The following is a 12,600-nucleotide window of genomic DNA, read 5'->3' on the forward strand; positions in this document are numbered from 1 at the left end:
AATTTTATTTTCTGCTGGGTGTGAGGAATATCATATCCTATTGAAAATGAGGTGTACTTATTTTTTGTACCTTTTTATTTAAAATAATTTCTATGTTTTGGCCAGATATAATCAGCAAAAAATTAGGAGTGCAATATCCTATCATTCAAGCTCCGATGTTTGGAGTAAGTACTGTACCAATGGTTGCTGCTGCTGCCCGTGCAGGTTGCCTGGGATCTTTGGCATTGGCTGATCTTTCGGCAGATGAATCTATTGAACTGATACGAGAAACAAGAAAATTAACGAATAAACCTTTTGCTGCGAATATTTTTACTCATTATATTCCTGAAGTGACTGATGCTTTAAGGGCAAAATTCGCTCAAACTAGACCGTTTTTAGAACAGCTGGCAAAGGATAACAATATTGAAGTCAGCCTTCCTGATCTGGAAGATCTTAAAGTGAGATCTTACCATGAGTTGGTAGATGCAGTTATTGAAGAAAACTGTAAGATTTTAAGCTTTACTTTCGGAAATCTGGATGCCCAAAGTATTCAGAAACTGAAAGAAAATGGGGTAACACTCATCGGAACCTGTACCTCTGTGAATGAAGCTTTAATTTTAGAAAAATCAGGAATTGATATTATTTGTGTGCAAGGAACGGAAGCAGGTGGTCACAGAGGAACTTTTGATCCTGACCATGTTCTCCAAATCGGAGGATTGTCTTTATTATCACAGGTATATGATCATGTGAAAGTTCCACTAATCTATGCAGGCGGAATTTACAATGGTAAAACTTTGCAGGCAGTAAAAGAGCTGGGAGCCCAGGGATTTCAAGTAGGTAATCTTTTATTATGTTCTCAAGAAAGTGCTATGCAGCCTTTTGAAAAAGAAAGGCTTAAAAAGGTGAGAGAAGATGAGATTATTTTAACGAAAAGTTTTTCAGGTAGATATGCGAGAGGAGTGAGAAATAAATATATAGAAGCCGTTGAAAATTCTGAATATATCTTACCTTATCCTTATCAGAATAAACTGACTAATGCACTTCGTAAAGCTGCAAAGTCTAAGCAGGATCCAGATTTTGTAGGTATTTGGGCCGGGCAATCTATTCATGAGTATAGTGAGCTTTCTACGGAACAAATTCTGAGAAATCTCATATTTCAAATAGAGGAGAAGTAATTGAAATTGTATTATCTTCGGGGCTTAAATATAATTTTAAACTTTAATCATGAAAAAATTATTTCTGGCACTTGCCGCATTTTCTGCTATTGTATCATGCAGTAGTGATGATAACAATTCTAAAAAAGAAGAGGTATCTCCAATTGTAGGAACATGGAATCAGTATAAAGCAGATGTTTATACTACTTCTGATAATAAAACAAAAGCAGTTTATCCTTCAGGCTGCGAATCAGAAAATACTTTTGAATACAATAAAACCGAAGTGAATACTGTAGGCCATTCGTTGAATAAAGATGGTGCATGTGTTCCGTCTGATTATCATAATGCGAAATATACGTATGATCAAAATGCCAAGAAATTATGGTATAATAATTCTAACAGAGTTTATAAGGTTAATAAATTAACATCGACAGAATTAGTGACAGAAGATAATACAGAAGATAGAGATGGTGATGGGATGAATGATGTGGTGATAAGATATTTCAGAAGAGTTAAATAAAAAATAAAAAATTCCCTTTGGTTGTACTAAAGGGAATTTTTCTTTATATCAGGTTGTGAAACGAGTTATTTTAATGGATTGAAGAAATTATAGAAGTCTACATCACTAGAAATATTTAATCTTTTTTTATTACTCATTTGTTTTCAAATGGTATTATGGAATGGCTATAACATGAAAACCTCCTTTCAGCATCACTGAAAGGAGGTTTTATTTCTATACTTCAAATTGAATTATTTTGTCAGATCCAATCCGCCAAAATTTCCTGAACTCATCATGAGGTAAACTCCGTCTGTTTTATCCAAAGTATTCCAGTAAGCATGAAGATCTTCAGCATTGGTAAAAACCCTTAGATGATCATTCTTGAATTTTTCTTTAATAAATTCAGGAGAGATAGGTTCCATTCTTTTAATCTTTAAAGCATCTTCGGAATAGAAAACGATAGCTTCATCCAATCCGTCCATAGCATGATCATACTGCTCTAAAAAGGCAGGGTTTAAGCTGGAATAGGTATGAAGTTCAAGGAAACCATATTTTCTTTCGTTTTTGAACTGTTCTTTGAATGCTTTTACTGCAGCTTTTACCTTACTTGGTGCATGGGCAAAGTCTTTATATAATGTTCCTTTGTCTTCTCTTTCTACTTTTTCAAGACGTTTAGAAGCTCCTTTAAAGCTCATAATCGCCTCATAGAAGTCCTCATCCATGATTCCCAATTGTTGGCAAATATGTCTTGCTCCTTCCATATTCAGCAGATTGTGTGCGCCAAACACAGAAAGAGGAACATCTCCCATTTCGGTTTTTAAATATACTTTTCCGTTACTGATTTCATAATCAGGAGTTTTATAAGGGATTTTTCTAAAGTAGTTTTCTGCGTTTTCCACTACTTTCACTACTTCCGGGTCTTCTTCATTGTATACTAAAACCCCACCTGCTGTAATGCTTGCAACAAATTTTCTGAATTGATCGATATAGTCATCAAAAGTTTTGAAAACATTGATATGATCCCATGCAATACCACTCATTAAAGCAATATTCGGTTGGTACAATAAAAATTTTGAACGAAGATCAATAGGAGAGGAAAGGTATTCATCACCTTCCAATACCATGAAATCATTATCCTGAGTCAGTTTTACCATACAGTCGAAACCTTCCAATTGTGCTCCTACCATAAAGTCTACATCTTTCTGATGGAAATTCAGAACATGAAGGATCATGGAGGTAATGGTTGTTTTTCCGTGAGAACCGGCAATTACAACTCTTGTTTTATTTTTAGACTGTTCGTATAGGAACTCGGGATAAGAATATATTTTTAACCCTAATTCCTTTGCCTTTGCCAATTCAGGATTGTCCTGATGAGCATGCATACCAAGAATAACAGCATCAATGTCTGATGTGATTTTTTCCGGGAACCAACCCATTTCCTGAGGTAATATTCCCTTTTTCTCCAATCTGGATTTAGATGGTTCAAAAATAGCATCGTCTGAACCGGTAACCTGATATCCTTTATCTTTTAATGCGATGGCTAGATTGTGCATGGCGCTTCCGCCAACGGCAATGAAGTGGGTTTTCAATTGTATTTACTGTTTTTTAACATTAGTATTAATGATCTGCTGAAAAGCTTCAAGGATGTTATTCCAGTTTGTCTGATAATTGGGAATAATCAGGCTGGCATCTGTTTTACTGCCTTCATTGGGTCCTTTTTTAATATTGATCGAAGTAGAGATATTATCGTACAATTTTTTACGATCCTCCTGTATTCTCCTGAAATTATTCTGAGAAAGAACCTGATCCAGTTTCTTTAGATCTTCACTTGAAATTTTAAAATCTTGTTTGTATTTTTTTCCCTGTCCTTCAAAAGAGTAATGTACATTATTTCCTTTGATCAGCAGATTTTCATATACAGGAGCAAAGCCACCACTTTTTGAATAACTGATATCGAAATCAGAATATACTTTTTGGCTGTTGCACGAAACTAATACTATGATAGCGAATAAAATTCCGATTATTCTGTTCATAATTTTTAATTTACTTTAATTATTGGAGTCCTTTTGTTCTAATTTTTTAGCTTTAAGTTCTTCATCATAATTGTGTAATAGATTGAAGTCTTCCGTCTGCTCAATGGCAGTCATGATCTTCAATAAAATTTCCGGTGCTTTTTCATTATCATAATCGATATCCAGAGGAGCCTTAAATTCCATGGTAGGTTTTACACCGGTTACCTTTACACGGAGTCCTTTTTTATCAAAAGCTCTTCTGAACCCGTTTATTTTGATTGGAATAACAATAGGACGTTGGTTTTTTACGAGTTTAGCAGTACCTCTTCGTCCCTGGGCAAAGGCAGATGTTGTTCCTTGCGGGAATGTAGCTACCCAGCCATTATCCAAAGCTTTCATAATATTGTCTACTTCACTCATATCCACCATCCTGTTCACATTCTTTCCTTCTGCTCTCCAGGTTCTTTTTACAGTAACAGCTCCGGCAATTTTGAAAATTTTTGGAAGAATACCTTTATTCATGGTTTCTTCTGCTGCTACATAGTAGAAATCGATCTTTGGATTCAACAGGTAGATCGGGTTTTTAATCGTATTTAAATACCCATTATTTACGGCGCAAAACGCATGATACATTGCAGCTACATCTGCAAAATAAGTTTGATGATTAGACACAAACAATACATTGGAATCCGGAAGATCCACAAGATGTTCTGTTCCGGTTATTTTTAACTTATTAAAGCCGTTGAATCTTCTGTATGATACAACTCCTAAAATAAAAATAATAAACCTTTTTAAAAAATAAGGTGTTCCGAATGCATCGGTGAATATATTTTTTTTCGCCATTTTTCAATTAAACACGGTAGTGCAAAGTTACATTTTTTTCAACAACTGGCTGAATTCACTTAATATCATTGCTGTGGCACCCCAGATAATATATCCGTTGAAATTGATAACCGGAACCTCATTTCCGCCGGCACTTGGAAGCGCCATGATTTCAGGGGTATCAGACAGATTTAAAAAAGAAGTGATCGGAAATTCAATGGTTTCTACGGCTTCACTCTGCTGAAGAACGAAAAGAGGGTTCTTTTTAGTATATGAAATATAAGGATAGACATAGAAATTACTCGGTGGAATATAGATAGGAGACATTTCTCTGATAATTCTCACATAGTGCTTATCTATTCCAATTTCCTCGGAAGTTTCACGAACGGCAGTTTCTGCAAAATCCTGATCCATTTCTTCACGCTTTCCACCAGGCAATGAGATCTGTCCACTGTGTCGGTCGTGTTCATTGATGGTTCTTTGAATCAAAGGAAAATACCATTCGTTGTCCTTTAGATACAATACGATGTTGACAGCTGCAAACTTGGGGTTTTTAGCCAATACTTCATCGTACGTAAAAACGGGACGAGACGGAGGAGAGAATACTCCATGGGCTGGTGCACCGGGAAGGTCTACGCTTTTTATTTTCCGTAATAAATCTTTTCCAAAATTTTCCATAGCTCAAATTTAACAATATATTCCTGAAGAAATAAAGGACTTAACATTAATTAACCAATAGAAGCCGTCAATAGTCAATTTTGCTTCGCAAGTGAATGGTGAATGGTTGTTGTTTATTATTTTAACGGACAACCTTAATCAAACTTTAAACCTTGAACTTTAAATGTTAATAGTGAATGCTTGTTCTCTAAAATTGACAAGCGAAGCGAATTAACGATTCATCATTCACATCCAGTATACCGTATTTCTACGTAACTGAAATCCGTGACCTGATCAATCCCAAAAACAATGACTTTAGGAATGGTAAACAGTGACTTTTAAAATTTACACTTTGATGGTGGTTTTTCACTTTGATATAGCGTATACCTTTGTCTCACTATTAACCAATTAATTTTTACTAAAATGAAAAATTTACTTACAGGTGTGTTGACACTAATCGCCATGAGTTTCGGGTTTGCTCAAGCTAATATTGATGTAACTACCCAAACAGGAAACTTGAACGTTGCAACAGTAGACCAAACAGGTCTTGTGAACATTAATTCTTTGACACAGAATGGTAATCGTAATACGGCAGATATTGATCAGGTAGGTATTTTTAATAGAAATACTGCAATAAGTACCGGAAATAGAAACTCCGTTGATGTGGATCAAATTGGTATTGGAAACGTAAATACCGTAACCCAAATAGGAAATAGAAATGATGCTTCAACATGGCAGCTTGGTCTGTTTAATTCGACTGAACAAACTCAGATCGGAAGACGAAATGATGCTTCTTCAATGCAAGTAGGTATAGGTAACTCAGTGGTTCAATATCAGGATGGAAGACGAAACGTAGCTTCAGCTGTTCAGTTAGGAAGTGGTAATGCCGCTTATCAGGTTCAGTTAGGAAGACGAAACGAAGCCAGTGGACTTCAGATAGGAGCTAACAACTTGCTTATTCAATATCAGGATGGTAATGACAACAGTGCCAGTAATGTACAATTAGGTAGTAGTAATATTGCTGTTGCTGCTCAGGTTGGTAACGATAATACGAGTATGGGAGTACAAGTAGGAAGTGGAAACCAATTATATCAAGCACAATTAGGAAATTCTAATACAGCTATTGATCTTCAGATGGGTAATGGTAACTTCACTGGAGTAACTCAAACAGGTGATGCTCATGTTCATCTTGGTACTCAGATTGGTAACGGAAACTCTATGATTGTGAATCAGTCAAATTAAGCCCTTTTAGATACTGTAATCTTTAAAGTAGAAGGAGAAGCTACAGGTTGGTTTCTCCTTTTTTGCTAAAAAGATGAAATATACCGGGAATTGATACTCCATATTGATGGCTGCCGGGTGTATTTTTTCCATTGATGATGAATGTATCTTTAATTTAAATTAAACACGAATGTCATGTTTACCTTGAGATGGAATATTTTAATTTTTTGTATGATAATACCATTGCATGCTCAGGAAATTGATTGGGATAAGGTCAACAGCAATACAATCCTCAATCTTGTCACCAAACAATCTACAGATCAGAATATCGGTTATTCCAATATCATTCAAATAGGTGATAATAATAATGCAGAACTTTCACTTAACAGCAGAACATATATTACGGTAAAGCAGCTCGGAGACTTTAATGCTCTTTATTTTATGAATTCATTTACAGATAAGAGTACCAAAACTGCAATTACAGCCCAAGGAAATAATAATATTATTGATGTTATAGGGAGTAATAGCATTTCTGACGGAATTCAGATCAATGTGAAAGGTGATAATAAGACCATTTTCATGAGAAATTATTAAATCATAAATGATGAAATCCTTATCTATCCTGAGTTTAGTCACTTTTTTTGTCTTCCTGTCGATATTGGGTTATGGGCAGGAGGATAAAAAAGTAACCGCAAGAATTGAAAGCAGTATGCTGGAAAATCAGATTAAAATGAAGGCGGTTATTGTGAATAATACAGCTGTTTACAAAGAGTTGAATTATCTTTTGATATCGATAAAAAAAGGAAGCGGTGGAAATCTATCCAATAATCAGCAAAGTGGTAAGTTTTCTATCAATCCGAATGAAGTGAAGGTGCTATCCGAAATCAGTGTAAATCTTGAAACCCAAGATGCCTTAAAGGCTTTCCTTTACGTACGAGACGAGCAATCTAAAGTTCTAGTGGCTAAAGACAGTCTTGAATTGAATAGTGATCTTTTTAAAAAGAAAACTGCCAAAATAGAAGACGATGCTGTTTATGAGCTAAGGGGGCTTACTATAGACGAGACTAAAACCAAAGTAGGGAAAGACTTTTATGATATGTTTTATATTCAATACAGTCAGCTTCCGGACAAGAGCAGTAGTGCTATTACTATTTCTGAACTTCCTCTTCGCGGAACAAGCGGTCAGATCAATATCCAGATTGATGATAAAATCATTTACAGCTTTATGACCAACCCTGGAGAAGACTATTTACAAGAACAGCTGGCTTTTAGTTTAAAATATATCAAAGAATTTACAGCTAAGAAAAATCTTATAAAAAATGAATTTATCTACTAAAAACGTCTGCTATGAAAACTTTTATTATTCTTTTAATTTTTGTTGCGGGCATTTTCTTAGGAAAATCACAACAACTTGTTTATAAGCCTATAAATCCAGCATTTGGAGGTGATACTTTTAATTACCAATGGCTTTTAAGCTCGGCGAATGCACAGAATCAGTTTGATCAAAAAAACGATTACAGCAATCTGCTTGATAAAGTAAATTCCCTTGACAGTTTTACTCAGAGTTTAAATAGACAAATCCTTAGTGAGCTTTCAAGAAAACTCTTTGATCAACAGTTTGGTGATGGAAAGATACAGCCGGGTAATTACCTTTTTGGGTCACTTTACCTACAGGTTACTAATACCAATCAGGGACTTTTGATTAATATTTTGGATACTAGTACAGGTGATCAGTCCGAGATCGTCATTCCAAAATAAAATAAAAATTTTAAAACAAACTTATCATGAGAACTTACACTTACACCAGAATTTTTTTCTGTAGTTTTCTGCTATGTGTTTTGCAGGCTTGTAGTTCGATCTTTGGTTTACCCTCAGATCCTGAAAAGCCAACAATGGGAGAAATCACTTCTTCCACAGAGGAACTGAAAAAACTCCCTTTACCCAAAGAAAAAATAGTCATAGGGGTTTATAAATTCAGAGATCAGACTGGCCAGTACAAACCTTCTGAAAATGGAAACAACTGGAGCACTGCGGTTCCTCAGGGTACCACAACGATTCTTATTAAAGCACTTGAAGATAGCCGTTGGTTTATCCCTATCGAAAGAGAAAACATAGCTAATCTGCTTAATGAAAGACAAATTATCCGATCTACCCGTCAGGAATATATAAAAGATGCGGATAAAACCTCTCAAGCACTTCCTCCACTTCTATACGCCGGAATTCTTCTGGAAGGAGGAGTTATTTCTTACGACAGCAATATTTTGACCGGAGGCCTTGGAGCCCGTTACTTCGGTATTGGCGCTTCTACACAATACCGACAAGATAGAATTACTATTTATCTGCGTGCTGTTTCTACCCTCAATGGAGAAATTCTTAAAACGGTTTATACTTCTAAAACCATTCTCTCAACCAGCATTAATGGAAGCTTTTTCAGATATATAGATACAGAAAGACTTCTGGAGGCTGAGGTAGGCCTTACCCAAAACGAACCCGTTCAGTTGGCCGTAACCGAAGCTATTGAAAAGGCTGTAAAATCACTTGTCGTAGAAGGTATTCAGGATAAAATATGGGGGAAAGCAATTGATAGCACGGCAAACTATCAAGCATTAATCAATGAATACCGTAAAGAACAGGAGAATAATAACGGAAGGGTAATTGGTAACAGATATCCCGAAAATTATAGACAAAAAGTTTCCGTATTTGCGAATGTAGAGGCTCAGAAGGTAAAAGATGACTATGTAAATCCTAAAATGAATATCGGAGGAAAAGTAGGAATCAAATATTTCCTTACTCCAAACTTCAATGTTGAGGTAAATGGAAGCTATTTTACTCTTGAGAATGAGAATATAATAAAAAGGAATTTCTTCAGCCCTGAAGTTAACCTTGAATACCTGCTTTTCCCAAAATATAGATTCAGTCCATACATCTATGGCGGAGTAGGAGCTTTGTATTCTAAATATACTCCTCAATATAAAGGACAAGTTGGAGGCGGACTTGAATATATGATTAATCATAATTTTTCACTGAGAGCTTCTGCTCAATATGATCTTGGATTCAAAGATGATTGGGAAGGGCTTGTCAATGGAAAAAGGAAAGATCAGGCGTTGCGCTTTGCATTGGGAATCAATTTTTACCTTGGAAACAAATAAAAACACGAATTATGAAAACTTTAATCAAAATACTCAGCATATTCATCCTTACTTTTTGTCTGTTTTCATGTAATGAAGACCTTGTAGAACAGGCTCAAACAGGAACTTTAAAAGGAAAAGTAGTAAAAAGAGGAAGCAATGTACCGCTTGCTAATGTAAAGATATTTACAACCCCTACAACCCAAACGGTTTTCAGTGGTGCGGATGGCTCCTTTGAAATTACGGCAATGCCGGTAGGTAATTATTCTGTAAAAGCAGAACTTTCAGGATATATTACAAGCTTTCAGTCTGTCAACATGCAGAGTCAAAATCAGCTGGTAACAGTCGTATTTGAAATGAGTGATGATACCTCTCTGAACTCTCCGCCTACGACACCGCAGCTTTTAAGTCCGATAGATAACGCAGTTAATCAACCGTTAAGTGTTGAACTGACCTGGAGTGCAACTGATCCGGATACAGCAGATGTCTTAAAATATAGTTTAACAATTAAAAATAATCTTGACACTAATGTGATTCAGGTTAATGATTTGACAGCTAATCACTATACGCTTTCAAATCTGAAGTTTGGTGTAAGTTACTTCTGGCAGGTGTCTGTTTCGGACGGCATTCACCAGCCAGTTTTAAGTCTGATCAGTAAATTTACGACCAATACGGTTCCATCCAACAGGTATCATTATGTAAGAAAGCTGAATGGTAATTTTGTGATCATGTCAAGCGATGCACAAGGAAATAGTTTTCAGTTTACCGATTCTTCTTATAATAGCTGGAGACCAAGGATGAATAATAATGCAGGGCTTATTGCATTTCTTCGGACAGAAGGCGGAAGTACACATCTTTATACAGCAAATCCTGATGGTTCTAATCCTTTTAAAGTCACCACCGTATCGGTAGCAGGTTTCAATAATTATGAAATGGATTTTGCCTGGAGTACCAATGGTAAGGAATTAATTTATTCAAATTTTAACAAACTATATAGGATTAATAAAGATGGCAGTGGACTATCTCTGGTGTATACAACTCCGGATGGCAGTATGATATCAGAATGTGACTGGAGCTATGATGGAAGTAAAATTGCCATCAAAACCAATGATTATAACGGTTATAATACAAAAATTTATGTCATAGATATGATGGGGAATATTCTGAAGACGATATTATCTGGGTCTGCAGGCGCGAGTGGAGGTCTTAATTTTTCAGTAGACGGACAACTTCTTTTGTTTACTCATGATGTATCAGAGTATCAGGATGGAAGCGGAAATTATCGCCAGCTGGATTCCCATATATTTATTTATAATCTTACAGATAATACTGTAAGTGATATTTCTTCAGCAAGCGAAAAAGCAATGGGAACCAATGATCTGGATCCGAGATTTTCGCCTAATAATGCACAGGTTATCTTTATGAATACCTCTAATGATAATATTTCTCAAAGAAATGTAATGGTTATAGACTTGAATAGTAACCTTACTGACCTTTCACGGGCTGCGCTTTTCAGTAATGCTGAAATGCCAGATTATGAGTAAAGAAAAACAAAGAAAATGTAAGTTTTAAGGTATAAAGATTCTGACCTTTTATCTTTGGTCAGAAATCTTTATATCTCTTGTCTCATTATCATTCTAAGTTTAATGAATAGGTACAAAAAATTCCGGGTTATATGATCCGGAATTTTTATTATTTGATGGCTTCTATCTCAGTCGATGATATGGTTTTCAATCGCATATTTTACAACACCTGCTATGTTTTTTACATTGAGTTTCAAAAGAATTCTTTTTCTGTGTGTTTCTACCGTATTGATGCTGATAAATAGTTTTTCAGAAATATCTTTGCTGCTGAATCCATCGCATATATGTTTTAGAATTTCCATTTCGCGGCGGGTAAGGGGATCTCTGATATGAAGATTTTGTTTTCCTTGTTCACTGCTGATGAAGCTTATCATCCTTTCTTTTGCATGATCACAAATATAAATTTCATTCAATAATAATGCATTGATGGATTTTAGAAATTCCTCGTACCTGCAAGTCTTATCAAGATAGCTTTTGATGCCTTTGTTGAATAGCTTCCGAATATCAATTACATCATAGCAGTTGCCAATGATGATGATTTTGATATTGCTGTGCTCCGAGATAATGTTTTCTACAGATTTGCTCAGTTCAGTAAGCATGAGCATATTGGAACTCATGACGAGAATTTCAGGGGGGGCATCTTTTAAATGTTTAGAGAGAGTTTCTAAGGAATTACAGATGTCTATTGTATTAAAAATTTTGCTCTGCATCAGTAATTTTGATAAGCCTTCTGTATATAACATCGGTTCATCAAAAATAGTTAATCTTGGTTTCATCATAGTTAGTTTTTGTTTGTATAAATGTATGAAAAAAACTTCATGTTTTAAACAAAAATGATGAATATTTTAACTTTAATTATGATTATTATGTAATAAAATATTATTTTTATTGATTATTTGATAAATAAATCTCTTTTGTTTGAATTTTGACTTGTTATTTTAGAGTTATTGTTGCTGGATTGCGAGTTTTATTGATGTTTTAGAAGGATTGAAAAAAATATTTTTTTATTATTTAATTAACACAGTAGGGATATGTTTTACAGGGAAATTAACAGAGTTGGCAATAAAACAATATTCATTAGCCTTATGATGAAGTTGTTTTGCCTTTTCAATCATTGATTCCTCAGCAACTGTAACGGTAGGATGTAGGGTAACTTCTGTAAAATGACCGCTTCCAGTAGTTGTTTCCGTCATAATCCCGGTAGCTTCATCAATATATTCTACTATAATAATCCCTGCTTCAGAACAAAAATGAAGATACCAAAGCATGTGACAAGACGAAAGAGAAGAAAGAAACATATCTTCAGGGTTGTGCTTGGTTTTATCTCCCCGGAATGCCGGATCAGATGAACCTTCAATAATAGTTTTATTTTCTACCGAAATAGTGTGGCTTCTTTCATAATCTCTATAGCCACTGGTTCCGGTTCCTTTGTTTCCTGTCCATTGAATAGTGGTTTTGTAGTGGTGGTTTTTCATAATTAAAAGATAAAAGATAAAAGATAAAAGATAAAAGATAAAAGATAAAAGATAAAAGATAAAAGATAAA

Annotated in this window: 14 protein-coding genes; 8 read left to right on the top strand and 6 right to left on the bottom strand. The window is 35.1% G+C overall.

Annotated elements, in window-relative coordinates; all coding sequences use genetic code 11:
- Positions 1-92: 92 nt before the first annotated feature.
- Entirely contained in the window at positions 93-1,154 is a 1,062-nt protein-coding gene (locus tag GTR01_RS18805) for an NAD(P)H-dependent flavin oxidoreductase (protein ID WP_160139297.1), read from the top strand.
- A 49-nt stretch (positions 1,155-1,203) separates the two neighbouring features.
- Entirely contained in the window at positions 1,204-1,653 is a 450-nt protein-coding gene (locus GTR01_RS18810; RefSeq protein ID WP_160139298.1) for a lipocalin family protein, read from the top strand.
- Positions 1,654-1,883: 230 nt separating this feature from the next.
- Here the strand turns inward: GTR01_RS18810 and GTR01_RS18815 are convergent, their stop codons facing one another.
- The 4 genes from GTR01_RS18815 to GTR01_RS18830 are packed head-to-tail and all read right to left on the bottom strand — an operon-like array spanning position 1,884 to position 5,144.
- Positions 1,884-3,221, bottom strand: a complete 1,338-nt coding sequence (locus GTR01_RS18815) for a UDP-N-acetylmuramate--L-alanine ligase (protein WP_160139299.1) — start codon at positions 3,219-3,221, stop codon at positions 1,884-1,886.
- Positions 3,222-3,227: 6 nt separating this feature from the next.
- Positions 3,228-3,665 carry a hypothetical protein gene (locus GTR01_RS18820; RefSeq protein WP_160139300.1) on the bottom strand — a complete coding sequence of 146 codons (438 nt, stop codon included), beginning with the start codon at positions 3,663-3,665 and terminating at the stop codon, positions 3,228-3,230.
- 15 nt (positions 3,666-3,680) lie between these two features.
- Positions 3,681-4,487, bottom strand: coding sequence for a lysophospholipid acyltransferase family protein (locus tag GTR01_RS18825; protein WP_068939518.1), 807 nt, complete (start codon positions 4,485-4,487; stop codon positions 3,681-3,683).
- 27 nt (positions 4,488-4,514) lie between these two features.
- On the bottom strand, positions 4,515-5,144 hold the full coding sequence (locus GTR01_RS18830; protein ID WP_160139301.1) for an NUDIX hydrolase: 630 nt from the start codon (positions 5,142-5,144) through the stop codon (positions 4,515-4,517).
- A gap of 402 nt (positions 5,145-5,546) precedes the next feature.
- On the opposite strand from GTR01_RS18830, the gene GTR01_RS18835 reads away from it, so the two are divergent.
- The 6 genes from GTR01_RS18835 to GTR01_RS18860 all read left to right on the top strand — a co-directional run bounded on the left by GTR01_RS18835 (position 5,547) and on the right by GTR01_RS18860 (position 11,016).
- Positions 5,547-6,365 carry a hypothetical protein gene (locus tag GTR01_RS18835; protein ID WP_160139302.1) on the top strand — a complete coding sequence of 273 codons (819 nt, stop codon included), beginning with the start codon at positions 5,547-5,549 and terminating at the stop codon, positions 6,363-6,365.
- A 210-nt stretch (positions 6,366-6,575) separates the two neighbouring features.
- Entirely contained in the window at positions 6,576-6,938 is a 363-nt protein-coding gene (locus GTR01_RS18840) for a hypothetical protein (RefSeq protein ID WP_160139303.1), read from the top strand.
- A 7-nt stretch (positions 6,939-6,945) separates the two neighbouring features.
- Positions 6,946-7,680 carry a curli-like amyloid fiber formation chaperone CsgH gene (gene csgH, locus GTR01_RS18845; RefSeq protein ID WP_228452287.1) on the top strand — a complete coding sequence of 245 codons (735 nt, stop codon included), beginning with the start codon at positions 6,946-6,948 and terminating at the stop codon, positions 7,678-7,680.
- 11 nt (positions 7,681-7,691) lie between these two features.
- The gene (locus GTR01_RS18850) at positions 7,692-8,102 is read left to right on the top strand and encodes a curli production assembly/transport component CsgF (RefSeq protein WP_160139304.1); all 411 of its coding nucleotides are present in this window, start codon (positions 7,692-7,694) and stop codon (positions 8,100-8,102) included.
- A 26-nt stretch (positions 8,103-8,128) separates the two neighbouring features.
- Positions 8,129-9,493 carry a CsgG/HfaB family protein gene (locus GTR01_RS18855; protein WP_160139305.1) on the top strand — a complete coding sequence of 455 codons (1,365 nt, stop codon included), beginning with the start codon at positions 8,129-8,131 and terminating at the stop codon, positions 9,491-9,493.
- Positions 9,494-9,504: 11 nt separating this feature from the next.
- The gene (locus tag GTR01_RS18860) at positions 9,505-11,016 is read left to right on the top strand and encodes a carboxypeptidase-like regulatory domain-containing protein (RefSeq protein ID WP_160139306.1); all 1,512 of its coding nucleotides are present in this window, start codon (positions 9,505-9,507) and stop codon (positions 11,014-11,016) included.
- A gap of 167 nt (positions 11,017-11,183) precedes the next feature.
- Here the strand turns inward: GTR01_RS18860 and GTR01_RS18865 are convergent, their stop codons facing one another.
- Both GTR01_RS18865 and GTR01_RS18870 read right to left on the bottom strand, forming a co-directional pair.
- Complete coding sequence (locus tag GTR01_RS18865; protein WP_160139307.1) at positions 11,184-11,831, bottom strand: response regulator transcription factor; 648 nt, start codon at positions 11,829-11,831, stop codon at positions 11,184-11,186.
- A gap of 231 nt (positions 11,832-12,062) precedes the next feature.
- Positions 12,063-12,530, bottom strand: coding sequence for an OsmC family protein (locus GTR01_RS18870; RefSeq protein ID WP_160139308.1), 468 nt, complete (start codon positions 12,528-12,530; stop codon positions 12,063-12,065).
- Positions 12,531-12,600: the final 70 nt, after the last annotated feature.

Source organism: Chryseobacterium sp. c4a, assembly GCF_009900745.1.
Taxonomy (GTDB): domain Bacteria; phylum Bacteroidota; class Bacteroidia; order Flavobacteriales; family Weeksellaceae; genus Chryseobacterium.